The 23614-nt window shown below is 72.9% G+C and carries 21 protein-coding genes and 2 tRNA genes; 15 read left to right on the top strand and 8 right to left on the bottom strand.

The features are described 5' to 3' along the window. Nucleotides 1-56: 56 nt before the first annotated feature. The gene (locus ABZ135_RS16895; protein WP_356696336.1) at nt 57-986 is read right to left on the bottom strand and encodes a bifunctional DNA primase/polymerase; all 930 of its coding nucleotides are present in this window, start codon (nt 984-986) and stop codon (nt 57-59) included. 222 nt (nt 987-1208) lie between these two features. Here ABZ135_RS16895 and ABZ135_RS16890 point away from each other — a divergent pair, with 222 nt between their 5' ends. From ABZ135_RS16890 to ABZ135_RS16860, 7 genes are all read left to right on the top strand, one after another. Further along, nucleotides 1209-2393, top strand: a complete 1185-nt coding sequence (locus tag ABZ135_RS16890; protein WP_356696431.1) for an acyl-CoA dehydrogenase family protein — start codon at nt 1209-1211, stop codon at nt 2391-2393. Further along, nucleotides 2390-3502, top strand: coding sequence for a bifunctional MaoC family dehydratase N-terminal/OB-fold nucleic acid binding domain-containing protein (locus tag ABZ135_RS16885; RefSeq protein ID WP_356696334.1), 1113 nt, complete (start codon nt 2390-2392; stop codon nt 3500-3502). The genes ABZ135_RS16890 and ABZ135_RS16885 overlap by 4 nt, the downstream gene beginning before the upstream one ends. A 1-nt stretch (nt 3503) precedes the next feature. Beyond that, on the top strand, nt 3504-4694 hold the full coding sequence (locus ABZ135_RS16880; RefSeq protein WP_356696332.1) for an acyl-CoA dehydrogenase family protein: 1191 nt from the start codon (nt 3504-3506) through the stop codon (nt 4692-4694). A gap of 119 nt (nt 4695-4813) precedes the next feature. Beyond that, on the top strand, nt 4814-5218 hold the full coding sequence (locus ABZ135_RS16875; protein WP_356696429.1) for a MaoC family dehydratase: 405 nt from the start codon (nt 4814-4816) through the stop codon (nt 5216-5218). After that, nucleotides 5215-6381, top strand: coding sequence for a lipid-transfer protein (locus ABZ135_RS16870; RefSeq protein WP_356696330.1), 1167 nt, complete (start codon nt 5215-5217; stop codon nt 6379-6381). Before ABZ135_RS16875 ends, ABZ135_RS16870 begins: the two co-directional genes overlap by 4 nt. A 376-nt stretch (nt 6382-6757) precedes the next feature. Then, entirely contained in the window at nt 6758-7369 is a 612-nt protein-coding gene (locus ABZ135_RS16865) for a SigE family RNA polymerase sigma factor (protein WP_356696427.1), read from the top strand. A 206-nt stretch (nt 7370-7575) separates the two neighbouring features. Then, entirely contained in the window at nt 7576-9228 is a 1653-nt protein-coding gene (locus tag ABZ135_RS16860; RefSeq protein WP_356696328.1) for a long-chain fatty acid--CoA ligase, read from the top strand. A 258-nt stretch (nt 9229-9486) separates the two neighbouring features. Here the strand turns inward: ABZ135_RS16860 and ABZ135_RS16855 are convergent, their stop codons facing one another. Beyond that, nucleotides 9487-13608, bottom strand: coding sequence for a PAS domain-containing protein (locus ABZ135_RS16855; protein WP_356696326.1), 4122 nt, complete (start codon nt 13606-13608; stop codon nt 9487-9489). 153 nt (nt 13609-13761) lie between these two features. Next, nucleotides 13762-14226, bottom strand: a complete 465-nt coding sequence (locus ABZ135_RS16850) for an SSI family serine proteinase inhibitor (protein WP_356696324.1) — start codon at nt 14224-14226, stop codon at nt 13762-13764. 210 nt (nt 14227-14436) lie between these two features. Between ABZ135_RS16850 and ABZ135_RS16845 the strand changes: the two genes are divergently transcribed. After that, a tRNA-Ser gene (locus ABZ135_RS16845) sits at nt 14437-14530 on the top strand. Between the two features lie 301 nt (nt 14531-14831). Further along, nucleotides 14832-14904: transfer RNA gene (locus ABZ135_RS16840), tRNA-Arg, on the top strand. Nucleotides 14905-15631: 727 nt separating this feature from the next. Here ABZ135_RS16840 and ABZ135_RS16835 read toward each other — a convergent pair. The 3 genes from ABZ135_RS16835 to ABZ135_RS16825 form a co-directional block, all read right to left on the bottom strand. Beyond that, nucleotides 15632-16804, bottom strand: a complete 1173-nt coding sequence (locus ABZ135_RS16835) for an AAA family ATPase (RefSeq protein ID WP_356696322.1) — start codon at nt 16802-16804, stop codon at nt 15632-15634. 492 nt (nt 16805-17296) lie between these two features. After that, on the bottom strand, nt 17297-17656 hold the full coding sequence (locus ABZ135_RS16830; RefSeq protein ID WP_356696320.1) for a hypothetical protein: 360 nt from the start codon (nt 17654-17656) through the stop codon (nt 17297-17299). 104 nt (nt 17657-17760) lie between these two features. Then, complete coding sequence (locus tag ABZ135_RS16825) at nt 17761-18030, bottom strand: hypothetical protein (protein WP_356696318.1); 270 nt, start codon at nt 18028-18030, stop codon at nt 17761-17763. A gap of 44 nt (nt 18031-18074) precedes the next feature. Between ABZ135_RS16825 and ABZ135_RS16820 the strand changes: the two genes are divergently transcribed. Further along, nucleotides 18075-18476, top strand: coding sequence for a DUF6578 domain-containing protein (locus tag ABZ135_RS16820; protein WP_356696316.1), 402 nt, complete (start codon nt 18075-18077; stop codon nt 18474-18476). 23 nt (nt 18477-18499) lie between these two features. On the opposite strand, the gene ABZ135_RS16815 is transcribed toward ABZ135_RS16820, so the two are convergent. Continuing rightward, nucleotides 18500-18793, bottom strand: coding sequence for a hypothetical protein (locus tag ABZ135_RS16815; protein ID WP_356696314.1), 294 nt, complete (start codon nt 18791-18793; stop codon nt 18500-18502). Nucleotides 18794-18795: 2 nt separating this feature from the next. Then, on the bottom strand, nt 18796-19206 hold the full coding sequence (locus ABZ135_RS16810; protein ID WP_356696312.1) for a hypothetical protein: 411 nt from the start codon (nt 19204-19206) through the stop codon (nt 18796-18798). A 171-nt stretch (nt 19207-19377) separates the two neighbouring features. Between ABZ135_RS16810 and ABZ135_RS16805 the strand changes: the two genes are divergently transcribed. The 5 genes from ABZ135_RS16805 (at nt 19378) to ABZ135_RS16785 (ending at nt 23551) form a co-directional block, all read left to right on the top strand. Then, nucleotides 19378-20019: a histone deacetylase gene (locus ABZ135_RS16805; protein ID WP_356696310.1), complete on the top strand. Its 642-nt coding sequence runs from the start codon at nt 19378-19380 to the stop codon at nt 20017-20019. Nucleotides 20020-20075: 56 nt separating this feature from the next. Beyond that, nucleotides 20076-21155, top strand: a complete 1080-nt coding sequence (locus tag ABZ135_RS16800; RefSeq protein ID WP_356696308.1) for a Bro-N domain-containing protein — start codon at nt 20076-20078, stop codon at nt 21153-21155. Between the two features lie 76 nt (nt 21156-21231). Beyond that, on the top strand, nt 21232-22089 hold the full coding sequence (locus tag ABZ135_RS16795; protein ID WP_356696306.1) for a DUF2797 domain-containing protein: 858 nt from the start codon (nt 21232-21234) through the stop codon (nt 22087-22089). A 234-nt stretch (nt 22090-22323) separates the two neighbouring features. After that, nucleotides 22324-22695, top strand: a complete 372-nt coding sequence (locus tag ABZ135_RS16790; protein WP_356696304.1) for an antibiotic biosynthesis monooxygenase — start codon at nt 22324-22326, stop codon at nt 22693-22695. Next, the gene (locus tag ABZ135_RS16785) at nt 22682-23551 is read left to right on the top strand and encodes an amidohydrolase family protein (protein WP_356696302.1); all 870 of its coding nucleotides are present in this window, start codon (nt 22682-22684) and stop codon (nt 23549-23551) included. Before ABZ135_RS16790 ends, ABZ135_RS16785 begins: the two co-directional genes overlap by 14 nt. Nucleotides 23552-23614 lie beyond the last annotated feature (63 nt).

Genomic DNA, 23614 nt, shown 5'->3' with positions numbered 1-23614 from the left:
CCCCCGCCGCCGTCGTGCCCGTCTCGCCGTGCCCGCCTCGTCCAGGCCCGGGCCGGTCAGGCCGGGAGGCCCGGCGGTGGCGGGCGGGAGGTGATCGTGGCTGCGGAGGCCAGGGTGGCGTGGACCTCGGGTTCCGGGAGGCCCGTCGTGAGCGCCGCGGTGGTGAGGGCGGCGAGGAGAGGGGCTGGGGCGCCGTTCTCGTAGGCGCGGCAGGCGGCCCAGAAGAGGCGGGTGTTGCGCTGGCCGTGCGGGGAGGCGAGGACGAAGCGGATCAGGCCCTCGGCGGCGGCCGGGCCCGGTGGAGAGGGGTGGTCCGGGGCCGGGGGAGGCGGCGGCGGGGGCGGGGCGACGAGGGTGAGGAGCGCGGGCGGGCACGGCGCGGGGGCGAGGTCGGCCGAGCCCGCGGCCAGACGGTACGTGCCGCGCGAGGTGATCGAGCCGGGGCCGACCAGGTAGCCGCCGCAGCCCCGGATGTCGACGCCCGGGGCGAGGCGGCCCGCCGAGTTGGGCACCACGACGTCGGGCGGGCCGGTCAGCCACAGGTGCCGGCCGCCGCCGGGCGTGAGGACGGTGACCGTCGGCGGGACGGTGAACCCGTGCCGCCGGGCCAGATCCCGGAGCGCGGCCACCCCATCCGTACCGTCCGGCGTCTCGTCGTCGGCCTCCCGGACGTCGAGGTCCACGCCGATGAGCCGGTGCGGCGCCCGCCCGCACGCGATCCCGTAACCCGAGGCCCAAGGGGCCGCCGCGAAGAGGGCTCGTACGGCGGACGGGTCGGTCGTCGCGTCGTGGACACCGTGGCCCGGCAGACCGCATTCCCCGCGACAGGGCACATGGCGGCGTTCACCCCGGTGCGGGGAGCGCAGGGCCGGCAGTTTGCTGCGGGACAGCGGAATGACGGGGAGCCCGCGCTCCGCCGCGGCCAGGGCGTGGGCGAGGGCCAGGGCGTGGTTCAGGGCGGCGGTCTGCCGGGCAGAAGCGGCCATGGATTCATTTTCGTACACAAGTTCGAGTAAAGGAAGGGGGTGGTGGTTCTTCGTCGCTGCCCTGCTCCTCGCCGCCGCGCAGGCCGCGCCCGTCTCCGCGGCGAACCTTCCCTTGGTGCGGCCGATCCCGGCGACGTGCAGCGACCTTGACAGGTCTCCCGTACCTGACGGACAGTCAGAAACCTTGTACGGGTGGAAGAAGCCACGACGGGAGGCGTCGCCGTGCACCTCGCCCCGACCGAACGGCACCTGTACCTGCGCGCCGAGCTCCGCGCGTACTTCCGTGCCCTGATGCCCGACGGACCGCCGCCCGCCACCGACGCCGCCGCCCAGCGGGCGCTGCTGCGCCGCATCGGCGGCGACGGCATGCTGGGGCTCGGCTGGCCGGAGGCGTACGGGGGCCGGGGTCGCGGGGCCGACGAGCAGTTCATCTTCTTCGACGAGGCATACCGCGCCGGCGCACCGATCTCCATGGTCACCCTCAACACCGTCGGCCCGACCCTGATGACGTACGGCACCGACGAGCAGAAGGCGTACTTCCTGCCCCGCATCCTCGCCGGTGAGGCCGTCTTCGCCATCGGCTACAGCGAGCCCGAGGCCGGTACGGACCTCGCCTCCCTCCGCACCCGGGCGGTGCGCGACGGCGACTCCTGGGTCGTCGACGGGCAGAAGATCTTCACCTCCAACGCGCAGAACGCCGACTGGATCTGGCTGGCCTGCCGCACCGACCCCGACGCGCCCCCGCACCGGGGCATCTCCATCGTCCTCGTCCCCACCGACGCGCCGGGCTTCTCCTGGACCCCGATCGAGACCGTCGGCGGGCTCACCACCACCGCGACCTACTACGACGGGATCCGCGTCCCCGCCGGGAACCTGGTCGGGGAGGAGAACGGCGGCTGGGGGCTCATCACCAGCCAGCTCAACCACGAGCGGGTCGCGCTCGCCGCGATCGGCATGCAGGCCGAGGACTTCTACGCGGCGGCCCTCCGCCACGCCCGTACACCCGATCCGGTGACGGGAAAGCGCCGGATTGACGAGCCGTGGATCCGGATCCGGGCCGCCGAGGCACATGCACGGCTGGCGGCAACGCGCCTGCTCAACTGGCGTTTGGTGGGGGATGTGGGGGCGGGTGGACCGGCCCCCGGCGACGCGAGCGGAGTGAAGTTCGCGGGAACCGAATCGGCGGTGGAGGTGTACCGAATGTGTCAGGAGATCGCGGGCGGGGCCGGACTGGTCCGAGCGGGGTCGCCGGGAGCGTTCGACGGCGGCGAGCTCGAGCGGATGAACCGGGCCGCCCAGATCAACACCTTCGGGGGAGGGGTGAGCGAGGTGCAACGCGAGATCGTCGCGACGATGCGGCTCGGGATGAAGGGGACGAAGGGGCCGAAGGGGAGGAGGCGCCGATGAGCGCCACGGAGGGGAGGGGGTGGAGCGAACAGAGGGGGCGGCTGGCACGGAGGGACCTGGAGGAGCGGGACCTGGAGGAGCGGGACCTCTCCGCGGAGCCGGGCGTCTCCAAAGAACAGGGCCTTTCGGAGGAGCACGGACCCTCCCAGGAGCACGGCCTCTCCGAGGAGCGGGATCTCCTCCACGAGCGGCTGAAGGCGTACGAGGGCCAGGCCGCCGTCACCGCCGGCGTGGGCAAGGACCTCGTCAACGAGCCCATGATCCGGCACTGGTGCGAGGCCATGGGCGACACCAACCCCGCCTACCGGGGGCCGGACGCGATCGCTCCGCCGACCATGCTCCAGGCGTGGACGATGGGCGGCCTGTCCGGTCATATGGACCGCTCGGGGGCGTACGAGGAGCTGTCCGCCCTCCTCGACGGCGCCGGGTACACCTCGGTCGTCGCCACCGACTGCGAGCAGGAGTATCTGCGGCCCCTGCGCCCCGGGGACGCGATCACCTTCGACGCCGTCATCGAGTCCGTGTCGCCGCGCAAGACCACCAGGCTCGGCACCGGTCACTTCGTCACCACCCGCATGGACGTCCGGGCCGGCGGGGAGCTCGCCGGCACGCACCGCTTCCGCATCCTCAAATACGCGCCGGCCGCCCGCCCCGCCGCACCGGCCGCGGACCCGGCACCCACCCCACCCGCCCGGGCCAGGCGGCCGCGGCCCGTCGTCAACCGCGACACCGCGGGCTTCTGGGAGGGCGTGGCGGAGCACCGGCTGCTGATCCAGCGGTGCGGCGACTGCGCGACCCTCCGGTTCCCCTGGCTGCCGGGATGCAACGCCTGCGGGGCCCGCCGTTGGGACACGGTCGAGGCGAGCGGCGAGGGGACCGTCTACTCGTACGTGGTGATGCACCACCCGCCCTTCCCGGCCTTCGACCCGCCCTACGCGGTGGGGCTGATCGAGCTGGCCGAGGGCGTGCGGATGGTCAGCAACGTGGTGGGGGTGCCGTACGACAAGGTGCGGATCGGGATGCCGGTCCGGCTGGAGTTCCTCCGGGTGGACGACGACCTTGAACTCCCCGTCTTCCGGGCGGAAGGGCAGGAAGGGCAGGACGACTGACATGGACTTCACGCCCACGGAGGAGCAGCAGGCCGCCCGGGAACTGGCCGCCCGCATCTTCGGCGACCTCGCCACGCACGAGCGGCTCGCCGCCGCCGGCACGGGTACGGATGCCGAGCTGTGGAAGGCCCTGTGCGCGGCGGGCCTGCCGGAGGCCGTCGAGGAGACCGGACTGCTCGGCCTCGTCCTGCTCGCGGAGGAGCAGGGGCGCACGACGGCGCAGGTCCCGTTCACGGCGAGCATGGCGTACGGACTCCTCGCCGTCGCCCGGCACGGTACGGAGGAGCAGCGCGCCCGGCTGCTGCCGGGGCTCCGCGACGGCACGACGGTGATGACGGGCGCCTTCCCCGCCGCCGAGGGAGCGGCCGCGGTCCGGGCCTCGGCGATACGGGCGGGGGCCGGCGGCCTGGCGAGGGCCGACGCCCGGGCGGGGGACGGGGACGCGTCGGTACGGGCGGGGGCCGACGCCCGGGCGGGGCGCGGGGACGGGGCGCTGCCGGACTCGGCGGTACGGGCCGGGGCGCGGGGACGGGGGCGGCTGACCGGCACCGTCGCGTGGGTGCCCTGGCTGCGGGACGCCACCCATGTGCTCGTGCCGGACGAGGAGCGCCGCCTGTGGCTGGTGCGCAGGGAGGACGCGGGGCCGGTGGAGGCCGTGGAGCTCACGGCGCCCTGGTCCGCGGGGCGGCTCGTCCTCGACGGGACACCGGCGGAGCCCCTCGGCGGCCCGGGGCCCGAGGCGTACGAGGAGGTGCTGGCCGCCGCGCGGATCGCCTTCGCCGGGCTGCAGGCCGGGGTCTGCGCCGGCTCGCTGGCCAGGGCGGTCGCGTACACCTCGGAGCGTGAGCAGTTCGGGCGCCCCCTGTCCTCGAACCAGGCGGTCCAGCTTCGGGCCGCCGACGCCTACATGGACACGGAGTCCATCCGGCTCACCGCCTACGAGGCCGCCTGGCGGTACGACCGGGCACTGCCCTGCGCCGAGCACGCCCTGACGGCAGCCTGGTGGGCCTCCGAGGCGGGCAAGCGGGTCGTGCACGCCGGGCAGCACCTGCACGGCGGCATGGGCGCCGACCTGGACCATCCCGTCCACCGGCACTTCCTCTGGGGACGGCAGCTCGACGCGTATCTGGGCTGCGGCACCGAACTCCTCGCCGAACTGGGCGACCTGCTCGCGAAAGGACAGCCCGCGTGAAACCCACGAAGCCCGTGCCGCAGTCCATGGACCCCACGGCCCCCACGGACCACCCCGTGGACCCCACGGATCCCATGAACCCCCAGAAGCCTATGAATCCCATGACGCTCATGGACCCCATGACGCCCGTGAAGCCAGGGGACGAGCTGGCGCCGCTCACGATCCCCATCACCCGCACCCTGATCGTCGCCGGAGCCGTCGCCTCCCGCGACTACCAGGACGTGCACCACGACGCCGAGCGGGCCCGGGAGAAGGGCTCACCGGACATCTTCATGAACATCCTCACCACCAACGGTCTCGTCGGCCGCTACATCACCGACCGCCTCGGCCCGGCCGCCGTCCTCCGCAAGGTCGCCATCCGGCTCGGCGCGCCCAACTACCCGGGCGACACGATGACGTTGACGGGAACGGTCGCGGAGGTCGACGGCCGCACGGTCCGGGTGCGGGTGACCGGCGCCAACGGCCTCGGCCACCACGTGACCGGCACGGTCACCGTCGACCTGCCGGGGGAGGGCGAGCGATGAGCGTCCGCACCCGCGACACGCTCGGCGGCCGGGCGGCGATCGCCGGGATCGGCGCCACCGAGTTCTCCAAGGACTCGGGCCGCAGCGAGCTCACCCTCGCCGTGGAGGCCGTGCAGGCGGCGCTCGACGACGCCGGGCTCGTCCCCGGCGATGTCGACGGCCTGGTCACCTTCACCATGGACACCAGCCCCGAGATCACCGTCGCCCAAGCGGCCGGCATCGGTGAGCTGTCCTTCTTCTCCCGGGTCCACTACGGCGGGGGCGCCGCCTGTGCCACCGTCCAGCAGGCTGCCCTCGCCGTCGCCGCCGGGGTCGCGGAAGTCGTCGTCTGCTACCGGGCGTTCAACGAGCGATCCGGTCGCCGCTTCGGCTCCGGCGTGCAGCACCGGGAGCCCTCCGCGGAGGGCGCGGCCCTCGGCTGGCAGTTGCCCTTCGGGCTGCTCACCCCGGCCTCCTGGGTCGCCATGATCGCCCAGCGCTATCTCCACACCTACGGGCTCACCCCGGACGCCTTCGGGCATGTCGCCGTCACCGACCGCCGCCACGCGGCCACCAACCCCGCCGCGTACTTCCACGGCAAGCCGATCACCCTCGCCGACCACGCCGCCTCCCGCTGGATCGCCGAGCCGCTGCGGCTGCTCGACTGCTGCCAGGAGACCGACGGCGGCCAGGCCGTGGTCGTCACCTCCGCCGAACGCGCCCGCGACCTGCGCCACCCGCCCGCCGTGATCGTGGCCGCCGCCCAGGGCGCCGGACGCAACCAGGAGGCGATGACCAGCTTCTACCGGGACGGGCTGACCGGGCTGCCGGAGATGGGCGTGGTGGCCCGGCAGTTGTGGCGGAGCTCCGGGCTCGGGCCCGGGGACATCGACGTGGGCATCCTCTACGACCACTTCACCCCCTTCGTACTGATGCAACTGGAGGAGTTCGGCTTCTGCGGGCCGGGCGAGGCGGCCGACTTCGTGGCGGCGGACGCGCTGCCGCTGAACACCCACGGGGGCCAGTTGGGTGAGGCGTATCTGCACGGGATGAACGGGATCGCGGAGGCGGTCCGGCAACTGCGCGGCACGTCCGTGAACCAGATACCCGGGGCGGCCCGGACGCTGGTCACGGCGGGCACCGGGGTCCCCACCTCCGGACTGATCCTGGGCACGGACGCCTGACGCCCCGCGGGCTGCCCCGGCGGGCTGCGAACGGCGGCGTCCCGGCGGGCTGCCCGGGGGCTCCCTGGAGCTGCGCGGGGCGCCGGGGCCCCTCGGGACCCTGAGGTCCGCGCCTCCCGGCTCCACCTACAGGAGGTGCGGCAGGGCCTACCCCTACAACCTGAGAGGGAGTGCGGTTCGGGACCTGGGGCCGATCCCCGGGGTGGCCGCCCGCTCATAGCGTGGAGCCATGACTCCGCCGCCCCCTGGCCCCGTCTGCACCGGCGCCTCGACCGTCGCCGGCCGCCCGGCCACCGGACGCCCCGAGACCGGCCCCGCGCCCGGCTCCGCCGCCGGCCTCGCGACCCGCCCCACGCCCCGTACGGCGCCCCATTCCATGCCCCGTACGGCGACCCGTACCGCCCCGCGTCCCACGCCCCGGTCCGCGAAAGGCGCCGCGAACGGCACCGCGAACGGCGGCACCGCGACCACCACCACCGCGGCGCCGCATGCCGCGTACCCCTCGTTCACCTCGTACGTGCGGGCCCGCGGGCCCGTGCTCCTGCGCACCGCTCGCTCGCTGACCGCGAACCCGTCGGACGCGGAGGACCTGCTTCAGACGGCGCTCGCCAAGACCTTCGTCGCCTGGGAGCGCATCGAGGACCACCGGGCCCTGGACGGTTACGTGCGCCGGGCGCTGCTCAACACCCGGACGTCGCAGTGGCGCAAGCGCAAGGTCGACGAGTTCGCCTGCGAGGAGCTGCCGGAGCCCACCGGGGTCGCGGAGTCGGACCCGGCGGAGCGGCAGGTGCTGCACGACGCGATGTGGCGTGCGGTGATGAAGCTCCCCGACCGGCAGCGGGCGATGGTCGTCCTCCGGTACTACGAGGACCTGAGCGAGGCGCAGACCGCCGAGGTGCTCGGTGTCTCCGTGGGCACGGTCAAGAGCGCCGTCTCCCGCGCCCTGGGCAAGCTCCGCGAGGACCCGGAGCTGTCGCCCGTACGGTAGGACCCTCCCGGACTCAAAGGGGCCACGTACGGTAGGACCCTCCCGGACTCCAGGGGCCACGGGGGTTACCGACAGTTCCCCCGGCCGTGCCAGCAATCACTGGCAATTTCCCTACTCTCGGGTAGTGACATACCGCTCGGTACGTGCGCAGAATCTCCCCACCCCCACATCACCTACTGCCGCGTAGCGCCCACCGGGAGGACGCCGTGCTGAGCACCATGCAGGACGTACCACTGACCGTCACCCGCATTCTCGAGCACGGGATGCGGATCCACGGGAAGTCCACGATCACCACCTGGACCGGAGAGGCCGAGCCGCAGCGCCGCACCTTCGCGGAGACCGGTGCCCGCGCCGGACAACTGGCCCACGCCCTGCGCGACGAACTCGGGGTCACCGCCGGCGAGCGGGTCGCCACCCTCATGTGGAACAACGCGGAGCACGTCGAGGCGTACTTCGCGATCCCCGCCATGGGCGCGGTCATCCACACCCTCAACCTCCGTCTGCCCGCCGAGCAGCTCGCCTGGATCGTCAACCACGCCGCCGACCGGGTCGTCATCGTCAACGGCTCCCTCCTCCCGCTTCTCGCCCCGCTGCTGCCGCACCTCCCGACCGTCGAGCACGTCGTCGTGACGGGCCCCGGCGACCGTTCCGCCCTCGACGGCGTGGCCCCGCGCGTGCACGACTACGAGGAGCTGATCGCCGGCCGCCCCACCGCGTACGCCTGGCCGGAGCTGGACGAGCGCGCCGCCGCCGCCATGTGCTACACCTCCGGCACCACCGGCGACCCCAAGGGCGTCGTCTACTCCCACCGCTCCATCTACCTGCACTCGATGCAGGTCAACATGGCCGAGTCGATGGGCCTGACCGACAGGGACACGACCCTGGTCGTCGTACCGCAGTTCCACGTACTGGCCTGGGGGCTTCCGCACGCCACCTACATGACCGGCATCAACATGCTCATGCCGGACCGTTTCCTCCAGCCGGCCCCGCTCGCCGAGATGATCGAGCGCGAGAAGCCGACCCACGCCGCCGCCGTCCCCACCATCTGGCAGGGCCTGCTCGCCGAGGTCACCGCCCGCCCCCGCGATCTGTCCTCCATGGCCCAGGTCACCATCGGCGGCGCCGCCTGCCCGCCCTCCCTCATGGAGGCGTACGACAAGCTGGGCGTCCGCCTCTGCCACGCCTGGGGCATGACCGAGACCTCCCCCCTGGGCACCATGGCCCACCCGCCGGCCGGCCTGACCGCCGAGGAGGAGTGGCCGTACCGCGTCACCCAGGGCCGCTTCCCGGCCGGCGTCGAGGGCCGTTTGGTCGGCCCCGGCGGCGAGATCCTGCCCTGGGACGGCGAGTCCGCGGGCGAGCTCGAGGTCCGCGGCAACTGGATAGCCGGCGCCTACTACGGCGGCGCCGAGGGCGAACCGTTCCGGCCCGAGGACAAGTTCAGCGCGGACGGCTGGCTCAAGACCGGCGACGTCGGCGTCATCAGCGCCGACGGCTACCTCACCCTCACCGACCGCGCCAAGGACGTCATCAAGTCCGGCGGCGAGTGGATCTCCTCCGTCGAGCTGGAGAACGCGCTCATGGGCCACCCGGCCGTCGCCGAGGCCGCCGTCGTCGCCGTCCCGGACGAGAAGTGGGGCGAGCGCCCGCTGGCGACCGTCGTCCTCAAGGAGGGCACGAGCGCGGACTACGAGGAGCTGCGCGCCTTCCTCGCCGGCGAGGGCGGCATCGCCAAGTGGCAGCTCCCGGAGCGCTGGGCGATCGTGCCGGCCGTCCCGAAGACGAGCGTCGGGAAGTTCGACAAGAAGGTGATCCGCAAGCAGTACGCGGACGGCGAGCTGGACGTGACGCAGCTCTAGCGATCCGCAGCGGGGGCCGTGTGTCGCGTGTACGGGGAGGGTGGCGGGAGCCCGCGGCCCTCCCCGTACACCTGCGTGTCCGTCCGTACGGCGACGAGCCGGTCGCGGGTGGCCGGTCGCCGGTCGCCTGTCGCGGCTCGCCGCCCGCCGACCACCGCCCGCCGCCGCCGCCCGCCGACCACCGCCCGCTGGCCGCCACCGCCGACCACCGTCCGCCGCCCGCCACCGCCGACCACCGTCCGCCGCCCGCCGGTCTCGCTAGTTGGTGCCGATCTTGGCGAGCAGGTCGACGATCCGGGCCTGCACCTCGGCGCTGGTCGACCGCTCGGCGAGGAACAGCACCGTCTCGCCCGAGGAGAGCGAGGGCAGTTCGGTCTCGTCGAGGTCGGCGGAGGTGTAGACGACGAGCGGGGTGCGGTTCAACTGGCCGTTGGCGCGCAGCCAGTCGATGATCCCGGCCCGGCGACGGCGCACCTGCATCAGGTCCATCACCACCAGGTTCGGCCGCATCTGCGCGGCCAGCGTGACCGCCTCCGTGTCGGTCGCCGCCCGCGCCACCTGCATCCCGCGCCGCTCCAGCGTCGCCGCGAGCGCCTGCGCGATGTCGTCGCTCTCCTCGATCAGCAGCACGCGCGACGGGTGCTGCTCGCTGTCGCGCGGCGCCAGCGCCTTGAGCAGGACGGCGGGATCGGCGCCGTACGCCGCCTCCCGGGTCGCCTGCCCGAGCCCGGCCGCGAGCAGCACCGGCACCTCGGCGGCGACGGCCGCCTGGCGCAGCGACTGCAGCGCGGTACGGGTGATGGGACCGGTCAGCGGGTCGACGAAGAGCGCGGCGGGGAAGGCGGCGATCTGCGCGTCGACCTCTTCGCGGGAGTGCACGATCACCGGGCGGTAGCCGCGGTCGCTCAGCGCCTGCTGCGTGGCGACGTCCGGGGCGGGCCAGACGAGCAGTCGGCGTGGGTTGTCCAGCGGCTCCGGCGGCAGCTCGTCGTCGACGGGCTGCGGCAGCGGCTGGTTCGACACCTCCACGGCGCCACCGGGGCCGTCCAGCGGCTCCGGCCCCTCCGCCGAACCCTCGGCGGGCGCCCCTATGGCGTAGGCACGGCCCTCGGGCGCGGGCGTCGGGGTGAGCTTGGGCCCGGATGCCGCTGCCGGCGTCGTCGCGGACGTGGGCGCCGGTGTGGGTGTCGGTGTCGGTGTCGGTTGCGGTGTCGGTACGGATGCCGGTGCCGGCGTGGCCGTGCCCGGGGCCGGCGTGGCCGTGGCGTCCGTCGTACGGGTCTCCTCGGCGGGGTTGCCGAGTTTGCGCCGTCGCCCGGAGGGAGCGGCGGGCGGCGGCGTGGGCGTCGCGGGCTGCGGGCCTCGCTGCGGGCCGAGCTGAGAGCCGGGCGGGGCCGTCTGGGGTCCCTGGACCGAGGGCGGCTGGGCCGAGGGCCGGCCGGTGGGCTGGGCGGGCGGCGGGACGAAGGGCACGCCCTGGCCGAGCGTACGGACGCTGAACGCCCGCCCCTGCGTGGAGTCCTTCGGCGCGGGCCCGGTCGACGGACCGGCCACCGGGGTCTCCGGCGGAAGCGGTACGGAGCCGGTGCCGGTCCCGGTGGTGGTGGCCGCGGGCGCGGGCATGGGGGTGGCCGTGGGCAGGGGCCGGGCGGGGAGCGGGTGGGCCTGCGGCGGCGCGTGCTCGTCCTCCGGCAGCGCCCGTACGGCCCCGTGGTCCGGACCGGCGGCCTGGTCGGCGTCGCGGTCGGCGTCGGCCGGCGGCAGCGCGAACGGCGTCCGGGGTCCCGCCTCGGCCGCGGCGGCCCGCTCCTGCGCGGCCGCCAGGGCACGCCGCCGGCGCCCGGTCGGCTGCTGCGCGGGCGGCTCCGGCGACGCGACGGCGGGCAGCGCGAGCGCCGACGCGGGGGCGGCCTCGACGGGCACGCCCTGCGGCGGAACGGTGTCCCCGAGCGCCGGACGCCCCTGGGCGCTCTCGGCGGCGGTCACGACGGAGCCCTCGGCGGGCCGGCCACGGCGCCTGCCGGTGCCGGAAGACGCCGCCGACCCGCGGACGTTCTGGGCGGGAATCAGGTCGGCAGGGGTCCCGGGGCCGACGGGGGTTCCAGGGGCGGCCCCGGGGGCGACCGTCGCCCCAGCAGCCCCAGCAGCCCCAGCAGCCCCAGCAGCCCCAGCAGCCCCAGCAATCCCGGGTGTGCCGGCAGTCCCGGGGGCGACCGGGGTCCCAGAGGCCCCGGGAGCGCCCGGCGTCCCCGTAGTCCCAGGCGCACCCGGCATCCCCGCAGCACCCGGCATCGCAGCAGCCCCGGGCACCCCCGGAGCCCCCGCGGCACCTGTCATCTCCTGCGCGCCCGGCGCACCCGGCACCCCGGGCGCCCCCGGCATCCCCGGCGTACCACCGGCGGGCGTGTCGTCCGCGCGGCCGCGGCCGCGACGGCGACCGGTCGGCTCGGGCAGGGCGCCGGCCTCCGGGGTCAGCGGGCTGTCCAGGAAGGCGTCCGTGGAGGCCCGGCGGGCGCGCCGCCGCCCCCCGCCGCCGGTCACGTTGTCGCCGTGGGGCGCGTGGTCACCCTCCGACGCGTGGCCGCCGTGGGACGCGTGTTCGCCGCCGGTCGCGTGGTCACCCTCGGCCGGGGCGGCGCCCCCCTCGGCCGGGTGCGCCGGGGCGGCGGGCGAGACCTGCGCGGGAAGGGCGGGACGTACGGGACGGGCCGGCGCGCCCCGGGTCGCCTCGGGGAGCTGCGGCTGCTCGGGCGCGGCGACGGTCCCGCGCCCGGCGCCGAGCGGCACCTCCACCACGTAGGCGCTGCCGGTCGTGCCCGGCACCTCGTGGGTCTGCACGACGCCGCCGTGCGCGGCGACGATGCCGCGCACGATGGGCTGATGGACGGGGTCGCCACCCGCGTACGGGCCGCGGACCTCGATCCGTACGACATCACCGCGCTGCGCGGCGGCGACGACGATCGTCGTGTCACCGGCCCCGCCCACGCCGCCGGCCTGCGCGGCCCTGCTGCTCTTGCCGGTCGCGTCGACGCCGGCGACGTCCGCCACGAGGTGCGCGAGGGCGGTCGTGAGCCGCGCGGTGTCCACCTCGGCCTCGATCGGCGGCGCGTGCACGGCGAACTGGGCCCGCCCGGGCCCGATCAGCTCCACGGCCCCGTCGATGCCGGCCGTCACGACCGCGTCGAGGAGCACCACGCCCCGGTCGAGGGACTCCGTGCCCGCGTCGAGCCGCTGGTAGCCGAGGACGTTGTCGACGAGGGTGGTCATCCGGGCGTAGCCGGCGGCCAGGTGGTGCAGGAGCTGGTTGGCCTCGGGCCAGAGCTGGCCGGCGTCGTCGGCGGCGAGGGTGGCGAGCTCGGTGCGCAGCTCCTCCAGGGGCCCGCGCAGCGACCCGCCGAGGACGGCCGTCAGTTGCTCGTGCCGGGCGGAGAGCGCGGCGTACCGCTCCTTCTCCTCCGCCAGCTCGGCCGCCCGCCGCTCCAGCTCGGCGGCGTGCCGCTCGGCCAGGTCGGCGAGTTCCGCCGTGTGCCGCTCGGCCAGGGCGGCGAGCTCGGCGGCGTGCTGCTCGGTGAGCTGCTGGTACGGCCTGCGGTCGGTGAAGGTCATGACGGCGCCGACGAGCTGGTCCCCGTCCCGTACGGGCGCGGTGGTCAGGTCGACCGGTACCGGGTCGCCGTTCTTCGCCCACAGCACCTGGCCGCGGACCCGGTGCTTGCGGCCCGACTTGAGGGTGTCGGCGAGCGGGGACTCCTCGTACGGGAAGGGCTCGCCGTCGGCGCGCTTGGCGAGGATCAGCGGGTGCAGCTCGGCGCCGCCGAGCTCGGTGGCCCGGTAGCCGAGGACCTGGGCGAAGGCGGGGTTGACGAGGACGACCCGGCCGTCGGTGTCGGTGCCGACGACGCCCTCGGACGCGGCGCGCAGGATCATCTCGGTCTGGCGCTGGGAGCGGGCGAGTTCCGCCTCGGTGTCGAGGGTGCCGGTGAGGTCCCGTACGACCAGCATGAGCAGCTCGTCGCCGGTGTAGCCGCTGTACGAGTCGTACGCCTCGCGCCCGTCCTCCAGGCTGGCGCTGGTCACCTCGACCGGGAACTCGCTGCCGTCCGTGCGGCGGGCCATCATCCGGGTCGGGCGGGTGCGGCCCCGGTCGTCGGCGGCCTCGGGGCGGCGCATCGAACCGGGGATCAGGCGCGAGTCGAAGTCCGGCAGCAGGTCGAGCAGCCCGCGGCCGACGAGGGCGGTGCCGGGCGTCTCGAACATGCCGAGGGCGATGGTGTTGGCGTTGACGACGGTGCCGTTGCAGTTGACGAGCACGAGGCCGTCGGGGAGCGCGTCGAGTATGGCTGCGAGGCGAGCAGCGCCTCGGGATGGCCTGCTGCTCACGAGACGCTTCCTCCCTGAAACCACTGCATGTGCCTGCAGCCCTTGCCTAGTGGCCGGCCGGCCCCATCTTGCCCCTCGGCCCGCGGCCTGTCACGGAGGGAGTCTAAGGGAGGGAGGGGCTCCGCCTCTGGACATGGGGTGGGGGTTCTGTGCTCAGCCCTTGACGCGGGGGAGGACGGGCCGGAGGTTCTCCCAGCGGTCGATCTCGCAGCCGTCGGCCCGCGAGAAGTGGGCGTCGATCGTGCGGCCCCGCCAGCTTCCGGTGATGTGCGCGGTGGCCGGCCCGCCGTGCTGCTGCGTGCACATCCGGTCCTCCGGCACGGGCGCGAAGGGGTTCTCGCCGGCCTGGGCGAACTGGTCGAGCCGCTTGCATGCCTTCTCGGCGACGGGGTGCGTCCCGCCGGGCGTGCCGCCGCACTCCAGCTCGAACGTGCCGTCGGCGTCGGCGTGCCCGCTGCGCTCGATGCTCACGGTGAGCGTGTCGGGGGAGGAGAGGAGGGGCAGCGGGGGGAGCGGTCCGAACACGCCGGCGGCGCCGGCGGGGGTGGCGGTGGCGGGGAGGGCGGTCGCGAAGGAGGTGACGGTCGCGAAGGTCGCGAGGAGGAGGGGACGCAGCATTCGGACTCCTGGGCGGGGCGGCGGAGGACGGCGGACGGGGCGTTCTTCCCTCCCTAACGCTCCGGGCGGCGCTCCGTTGCGCAACCGGGATGCGCCGGGCGAGGGCTTTGCCCTGGGCCCCCGGTGGCTAGTACGGTGAAAGCGATTGGTGGCACCCGGCTCGTCTGTGTCATCATCTGCACGCACCACTCGCGTACGCGCGGGGTGCATGGAGGCGTCGCCTAGTCCGGTCTATGGCGCCGCACTGCTAATGCGGTTTGGGCCTTAAAGCCCATCGAGGGTTCAAATCCCTCCGCCTCCGCCACCACGAAGCCCCGGTCCCCTGGACCGGGGCTTCAACCGTTCCCGGCCCGGCCGCGCCGGCCACTCGGGGCCATCGCCCCCACCGCGTGTGACCCCGGTCTCATTTCGCTCATTCCGGCCACTCCACCACCCCCCGGCGGCACCCGCCGGGCTGGCGCCCGTCTTGATCGACTCGGGCGTTTTCGCAGGTCACAAGGGGTGTGGCCAATGGATTTCACATGACGGCGGCAGTCATGTAATGTTCTTCCTGTCGCCGCGAGCGGGCCGAAAGGTCGGGGAGCGGAGACGAAAACCAAAGACAAGCACTCGTAGCTTAACGGATAGAGCATCTGACTACGGATCAGAAGGTTGCAGGTTCGAATCCTGCCGAGTGCACACAGGTGAGAGGCCCGGACGAGAGTCCGGGCCTCTTGCGTTTTTGGGTTGTACAGCAGCGAAGTACAGCGACCGTGCTGATCACCTTCGGACAGCCTGCCGGTCGCATCCGGAGCGCTTGGGAGGCAGCGGGCGGGGAACGCGACCGACGCTCACCGACCCCCGACACGGCCCGACCGAGGTTCTCGCGATGCGGCTCTCGGAGGCATTGGGCGGCCCGTCCCTCCTCTCTGGGAGCCGCGGGGCGAGCTCCTCATCAAGACACCCGCCGCGCACAGCGCGGCGCGCGCGGCCCGGCACCCGGGCCTGCGCTCCTGCCTACGCCCACCCCAGCCCGGCCGCCGCCCGCACGCCTGACAACTCGGGTTGATGGGCGACGAACTCACGATGTGGCCAAGGCGGTACGCCGGTGCGGCTCAAGGCGATGCCTCCGGCGGGGGCGCTCCGGCTCCGGGATGGAAGGGGGCCGTACGCGGGTGCCGGCCGGTGGTGCGTGGCGGTGGGGGAACTCCCGTCCCGCCTGCCATCGACCCAGGCGGAGCCGAGCAGACACGGCACCGGGCGTCCAGGTCGTTCGTAAAGTGGCGTGCTCCACCTGGACGCCCGGCACCGCGCCTGCTCCACGGTGTGTGGGTCGACGCAGGCGGAACGGGAGTGGGGGGTTAGGTTGCTGGCGACCCGTTCAAGCATCCGCTCTGCGGCCCCGCCCAACGGCTCGCCCGAGGATCTAGTCGAATATCTCCGCCGCGTAATCCTCGGGGATTTCCCCCTCGGCAAGCGACGTCAGGATGGAGAACGACTGCAGGAGAGGGTTATTGAAACGGTAGGTGTACCGGCGTTCCGTACCCTCTCGGCGGAGAACGCAGCCGCGATCGATCTCTGTGAAGGCTTTGAGATGGGTGGCGAATGCGGGGATCTCGTACGGGCGCCCCATGATCTTAGTCATCGGCTCCCGAACTGCGCTGGCAGTGAACTGCCCGAGTCGATTCTTCTCCGCCAAAGCGCATGCCGCTAGTACACGAGAGAAGAGAGTGCCAGGGCGAGGACTCTGGATTGCCATCTGGTATTCCCGCACCAAGGAGTGCTTCTCGATAGCTTGATTGATTGCCGCGCTCACATCACCCTTGGTGACGATTAGACGATCATCGGCGACAGCATTCTGACCCGCATAGAGGCTCAAGAGGTGAACGTAGTGAGGGAACCCCTCGGAGAGTCGACTGATACGCTGTCGAGCTACATCTTCGATCTCCATTCCCACCGCCTTGAGGCCAGTATCTACAATGTCCGCCAATTCCGGCTGGGACATTCTAGGCATTCGAACTTCTTGAACTGCTCGCTGAATCGACTGGTGCTCCCCGAACAACTGGTCAATGGAGTCTGCAACACCTACAACCACGAGCTTCGTTGGCACCAGATGATCGGAAAGGCTCTTAATTAGGTCTGCCATGAGCGAGAGGGACTCGTCATCTTCGACTCGATCGTATTCGTCCAGGATTACCACGATTGGCTTCGGGAATCGCTGGAGTTGGACACGCACACTGTCAGGGTCGGGAGTTCCATGGTCCCAAGAGTCAGGGACGTCTTGCCCGGCTGCTTCGAGAACCTTTACCCAGACGGTTCGAAAGGTATCTTGTGTGCTGCAGTTAATTCGCACGGCGTTTCCGAAGTCCGGGGAGACGGGCTCCAGGATCTCCTGCAGAATATTTGCCAAGGAAGTCTTGCCGACCCCCCGCTCTCCATAGAGCATCACGTGGCGCCCAGGCTGTGCAATCGCCGTGGTTACTTCGAGAATCTGCTCAACACGGCCAGCAAAGAAGCTTCGACTTGCCACCGGGGCGCTGGGAGTGAAAACCTGCGCCAACTTGAAGAAGCGCTGCATTTTCGGCGTGTCCTTGACCATGCCGTCCACCCCAATCTAGATCGCCAACTGCGGATCTATTGAAGCATCAACGTCTCGCTCCTGCCCCTAGTTTCCCCGAACTAGAGCGCGACGCTGCTTCGACGTGACTGCGCCACCTCGCGCCGCTGAACAGACCCTGGAGTGGCCCCTTAACAGCCCAACAGAGTCGGAAGAGTGCGAACGGCCGGCGCTGGCAGGGCGCTCTTGGCCATCGGCGGAGCCTGACCGTCGGTTGGGTCCCGGGCTCACACCTGGCCGTCCCCGGACAAAGCCAGGGATGCAGATGCACCACAGAGTTGGACACTTCGGATGCCGAGCGTGCGCAGGTGGACGCTGTTCCGAGGCACTGGCAGCCAGCGGGGCCATGACCGTGCCATATCCGTGCCGGACCGTGCGTGAACCATGGGGAACGGGGGGAGTGTTCGGCACTGGAGTGTCGATCAGCTCTTGCAGCGTCTGCACAGGTCAGGCGCAGGACCGCCCTCCCGCTCTCTAAAGCGGTGGCTTCTTGGCAACCGGCGGCAGGGGCCAGCTAACGCCGGCGACCAGCGCGCTGCCGTCCTCGGTGAGGAAGAGCAGGGTGAATCGTGTCCGATTCTCAGGGTCAATCAGTGCGGTGCGCACAGGCCGGCCATGTTCCCTGATGAGCTGCACTGCTCGCTCCAGGCCAGGAGGTTCGAATCCGTGCATCCGCATGCGTTGCAGTCGGCGCTCGAAGACTCCGGCATGCGCACCAATGGGTTGCACCCGCTCTTCCACCGAGTAGGGCGCGCCGCGGCGGAGGGCGGCCAGTGCTGTCACGGACGCCTCGTCATCGCCGATCAACAGCGATTCCAGCACATGCCGTTCCATGGTCACCCCCGTTCGGATCGTGCGGTAAAGCAGCCAATACCGCAACCCTCATAAGCGTCATCGCTGGAGCTATGGGCCAGGAGTTCGGATCCTGACGAGTGCGCTCAGGGGCAGCAGTTGGCGGCGGTGGCCGTGTGGATGTCGTGGACGGTGGGGGTGGGGAGGCGGGCGACGGTGATCATGCCGGTGGTGGAGTCCGGGGAGACCTTGCCGGTCATTTGGAGGTCGGCTTGTTCCTCGGGTGAGACGTCCTCGGCGAGGGACTCGAAGAGGTAGTCGCCGCCCTCTTCGGAGTACACGAGAGCCCATATGTGGGCCAGTGCCCCGCTGTTCAGGCGTACGTGCCAGTGGGAGGGCGCGATGGGGATGCGCATGGCCGAACTGTAAGTCCGGGCGCGGGTGGCGGGACGATGGGGGGATGACGGTGACGATCTGGGTCGATGACTGGCAGATGCAGTGCTGCGGGCAGAGCTTCGCGCCGGGGGATGTCGTGTCGTGGAATCTGGTGGAGGTCGATCCGGAGGACTACGCCGACATCGTCGGTGACGAGCGGGCCGCGGGGATCGACTTCCGCGAGGAGCATCACGGGGATGCGCAGGGGGCGCAGGAGCGGTTGGAGGTGCTGGCGGTCGCCGAGGTCCACTGCCGTTACGGGGCGGACGCCGGGCCGCACCCCGTGCCCGGAACTGCCGTGCTGGTGCCGGTGGAGAAGGCCGACGGGTGGGCGAAGGCGCGGCCGGGCGTTTGCTTCTCGGGGTATCTGGTGACCGCCCGGCGGGTGGCGGAGGAGGAGGAAGGGCCTGCGGCCCGCGGGCGGTGACGCGGGGCCGGCGGGGTAGGGGCTCAGTCGGGATCCGGGGTGGGGAGGGGAGGTTCGGCGCAGAGGGTGTCGATCGCGGCGTTCTCGGCGGGGGTGAGCTGGGTGTCCAGGGCGACGCTGAGGACGTGGCGGGCGTGGGACAGGCGGCGGGTGACGTCGTGGGTGAGGACGAACTCGCCGATCGTGCGCGCGTCGGCGGTGCCCGAGGCCATCCGGGAGCCGAGGCGGTCGAGGGAGACCACGAACGCGTCCAGGTCGCGCAGGACGGCGACGGCCTCGTCGAGGGGAAGACGGAGCTCGCGGCCGGACAGGTCCATCGTCAGCCGAGGAGGGGGACGAAGCCGCCGCGGGACGTGCCCGGACGGGTGAGGGCGGGGAGGTCCAAGTGGGGCGGGAGCGGGGTCGGGAGGGAGACGACGATGGCGCCGCCGGCGCGTTCGGCGTCCTCGCACCAGTCCGCCAGGTCGCCGTCGCCGAGGACCGGGGCGGCCAGGGCCGGGATCATGGTGCCGTGGTCGCCGGGCCCGTCCACCACGCACAGTGTGAGCCTCGGGACGATGCCCCAGCCCTCGCAGACCGGCACCTCACCGTCGGCGGACGCGGAGGCGGGCGCGGGCAGCTCGGGCAGGGCCGGCAGCGCCGGCAGGGCGTCGTGGATCGGCGCCTCGGTCAGCACGAGGACGGGCGTGGCGGCCCGTACGAAGACGGTGTTCTCGGGGTTCTGCAGCACCGGATCACTGTCCCAGATGGCGTACGCTGCCCTGGCCCCGGGTGCTCGCAAGTTTGGGGACATGGACCGGTGGCCGTGCCGGCGGGCCCCCGCCTCGTGCGGGGCCGCCGTGAGGCGGGCGGCCACCGGTTCCGCAGGGCGCACGCGCCGCAGCCGATAGCGTCCGGCGGCATGTACGTCTGGTACGCCGCCTACGGCTCCAACGCCGACGGCGCACGGCTCGCGCACTACCTCCTCAAGTGCCGCGAACCGGCCGCGCCCCTCGCCTCGCGGGCCGTCGAGCTCCCCGGCGCCGTCTACTTCGCCACCGAGTCGCCCGTCTGGGGCGGCGGACGCGGCTTCTACGATCCGGAGGCGCACGGCACCGTCTACGCGCGGGCGCATCTCATCACCGCCGGGCAGTTCTCCGACATCGCCGCCCAGGAGATGTACCGCCTCCCGGGCACCGCCCTCGCGCGGGACCGGGAGACGGAGCTCAAGCTGGCCGAGGCCGTCGCCCGCGGGCGGGTCAGGCTGGGTCCCGGGCGGTACGAGACGGTGGTCTGCGCCGGGGACATCGACGGCGTCCCGCTGCTCACCCTCACCGCGCCCTGGGCCCTGGGCGAGGTGGAACTCCGGGAGCCCTCCGAGGCGTACGTGCGGCGCATCGCCGCCGGTCTGCACGCCTCCGGGGCCTGGGCGCCCGAGGAGATCGCCGCCTATCTGGCCGGCTGCCCGGGAGCGGCCGGACGCTTCACCGCCGACGACGTCCTCACCCTCCTCGCCCGGGGACCGGGCCGTCTCCCACCCACACCTTCGGGTGAACCGAACTGATTTCCATGTCAGTTGAATATGCCCTCGGCCTAACGTGCGGGTGGAGGTGATGTCCGATGAACGCCGTCGACGCCATCGACATCGACGACTTCGTGTACGCCGCCACCGGAGCGCGGCTGCGGAGGCTCACGCTGCCGGACGGATCGCACTGGTTCCCCGCCGTGGACGTGGCCCGTCAGCTCGGTCACGCCAGCGCGCGGCAGGCCCTCCGCGCGCACGTCGCGGACGCCCTGCACACGACGCTCGGCGAGCTCCCCCTCGACCTCGACCACGACGTCGACCATGACGTCGACCACGACCGGCAGCGGGGCGAGCGCCACCACCAGGACGACCCCGACCAGGCCCTCCGCAGAACGAAGACCCGCCCCCGCGGCCTCAAGAAGTCGACGCGGCTCGTCTGCCTCGAAGGGCTCGTCCAGCTCGTCAACGCCTCCAGGAAGGCACAGGCCGCGCCCTTCAAGGCATGGGTCGCCCGGCTCGTCGCCGAAGTACAGCGCGACGGGTCCTACGGTCTCGAACCGTCCCCCGTGCCCACGGCCGGTTTCGTCCTGCCGCAGCCGCTCCTCGACGCCCTCGTACGGCTGGAGGAGTGCAGCGAGCGACTGGACGAGGAGAGCGAGCGCCTCGAACTGCTGCGGCAGGCCGGGCGTGACCTCCACCGGATCGCCGCGTCGCTGGAACGGCTCTCCGTCCCCGCCCAGCGCTCGCTCCCCGCCCAGCACGCACTCCTCGAGAAGGGCTCCGAGGACCGGAGTGGAAGCGCGGCCCCGAGCGGGAGCGCGGACCGGAGCGGGAGCGCGGACCGAAACGGGAGTGCGGACCGGCCGGGGCCCGGGACCGCCCTCACGCCCCAGCAACTCGTCGACTCCTGGCGCGCCCGGAACGTCGTCGTGAGCGCCGACGTCCACGCCGTCGCCTCCTACCTCGCACCCGCGCTCGTCCGCGGTGGCGTCCGTTACCGCCTGGAGGACGTGGCCCGCCGCACCGGACTCACGGCCGAGCGCGTCCGCGACTGCGTCCGCGTCCTCGTCGACCACGGCTGCATGCGCCGCGCCGGAGGCCCTGGTTCCGGTTCCGGTGACGGCATCGACGGCACCGACGGCATCGACGGCGGTCTGCTGTACGTCCTGCCCTGACGACCGCCCCCACCCTCGGCCCCGCCCCCACCCCCACCCCCGCCCCCCTGTCAGTGCCCTGCACGACACTGGACCCATGGTGTGGCGGAGCGGCGGGATCTCGTGGCGGGGCGGGGTGCCCGGGCTGCGGTGGGAAGGGGGCCGGGTCAGTGAGCTGACCTGGGGGCGGGACATCGCCTTCCGGGCCGTCGGCGAGCGGCGGTGCGTCGGGGCCCGGGGGAATCCCTGCCCCCTGGCGGCTCCCGTGCCCGGGCGCGGCACCGGCGGTCGGTGCGCCGACTGCACGCGGCTCGACCGGGCGCACTCCGTGGCGGCCGACACCCTCGCCGACGACCCCCGGCCGTACCGCGTCTATCTCGCCTGGTTCGGGCCCGGGATGGTGAAGGTCGGGATCACCGCCGAGCGGCGCGGCGACGCGCGCCTGCTCGAACAGGGCGCGGTCGCCTTCACCTGGCTGGGGCGTGGGCCGCTGATGGCCGCGCGGCGGACCGAGGAGGTGCTGCGGCACGCCCTCGCCGTGCCCGACCGCATCCCGTACGCGCGCAAGCGGGCCGTCCGGCACCTGCTGCCGCCGGCCGAGGAGCGGGCGGGCGAGGTCACGGAGCTGTACGGGCGGGCCGTCGGCGTCGGCGTCGGGGCCGAGACCCTGGAGGCGCTGCCCTGCCGCGTCCACGACCACGGGGAGGTCTTCGGGATCGCCGGCCTCCCCCCGTACGACGGGAGCGTCGTCGAGCTCGTCGCCGGCGGGGTCGTGGCCGGGCGACTGCTCGCCGCCGCCGGGCCCGATCTGCATCTTCTCGACCGGAGCGGGCGCCATCTCGCCCTCGACACCCGGCTCATGAGCGGCTGGGCCCTGGAGGCCGCGCCACCGGACCAGGCCCTCACCGTGCCGGTGAGCTGCGAGGACGGGCACGGGCAGGAGCAGCTCTTCTGAGGCGCCGCGCGGCGACGCGGTGACCCACAGCTCCTCCGCGCAGACAGCTCTGCCGAAGCCCGCCCGAAGCCCTGCCGGAGCATGGCCGAAGCCCTGCCGAAGCTCTGCCCAAGCACGGCCGAAGCCCGGCCGAAGCCCGCCCGAAGCTCCGCCGAAGCGCTGAACCGTAAAGTCTTGGATCCCTTCCGGCGGCATCCATGGACAGCCCCCGCCGGCCCGCCGCAGGGTGATCACATGACCCAGAACCTCGTGGGCGGCCTCGAACCGCCTTACTACACCGCTGTCTTCACCTCGATCCGGCCCGACGCCCCCGAGGGTTACGCCGAGACCGCCGCCAAGCTGAACGAGCTCGTCCGGGACATCCCCGGCTTCCTGGGCTACGAGGCGGCCCGCACCCCCGGCGGCATCGGCATCACCGTCGCCTACTTCCGCGACCTCGACGGGATCGCCCACTGGCAGCACCACCCCGAGCACATGGCCGCCAAGCGGTACGGCCGGGAGCACTGGTACGAGAGCTACCGCGTCCACATCGGCAAGGTCGAGCGGACCTACGGCTTCGACCGCGCAGGCCGTCACGACCGGGACCTGGTCGATGACCGCGACTGAGGTACGGCAGTGGGCCGGCCGTCTCGGCCTCCCCGGGCTCGTCGACGTCCACACCCACTTCATGCCCCGCAGCGTCCTCGACAAGGTGTGGGCCTACTTCGACGCCGTCGGGCCCCTCACCGGTCTCGAGTGGCCCATCACCTACCGCGAGGAGGAGGACCGCCGGGTCGCGCTGCTCCGGGAGTTCGGGGTGCGGGCCTTCACCTCGATGCTCTACCCGCACAAGCCGGCCATGGCGGCCTGGCTCAACGACTGGGCCGCCGACTTCGCCGGCCGGACGCCCGACTGCCTGCACACCGCCACCCTGTTCCCCGAGCCCGGCGCCCCCGGTTACGTCCGGCAGGCCCTGGAGCGCGGCGCCCGGGTCTTCAAGGTGCACCTTCAGGTCGGCGGCTTCGACCCCAACGACCCGCTCCTCGACGAGGTGTGGGGCCTCCTCGCCGAGGCGGGGACCCCGATCGTGATCCACTGCGGATCCGGGCCGGCTCCCGGCGCGTACACCGGACCCGGGCACGTCGGACGGCTGCTCGCCCGGTACCCCCGGCTGCGGCTGGTCGTCGCGCACATGGGCATGCCCGAGTACGCGGACTTCCTGGACCTCGCCGAGCGGTACGAGGCCGTCCACCTCGACACCACCATGGCCTTCACCGACTTCAGCGAGCGGCTCGCGCCCTTCCCGCCCGGTGAGCTCAAGCGGCTGCAGGGGCTCGGCGACCGGATCCTGCTCGGTTCCGACTTCCCCAACATCCCCTATCCGTACGTCCACCAGCTCCACGCCCTCGAACGGCTCGGGCTCGGCGACGACTGGCTGCGGGCCGTCTGCCACGACAACGGCGCCCGGCTGTTCCACCTCTGAGGACGCGAAGCCGGCGGCGGCTTCCGGCTTTCTCAGGGAATTCACAGACAAGCGAAAGACGTG

It is taken from the genome of Streptomyces sp. NPDC006339 (assembly GCF_040612775.1).
In the GTDB taxonomy this organism is placed as follows: Bacteria; Actinomycetota; Actinomycetes; order Streptomycetales; family Streptomycetaceae; genus Streptomyces.
The sequence above is the reverse complement of the archived record's forward strand: the minus strand, read 5'-3'. Positions and strand labels throughout refer to the sequence as shown.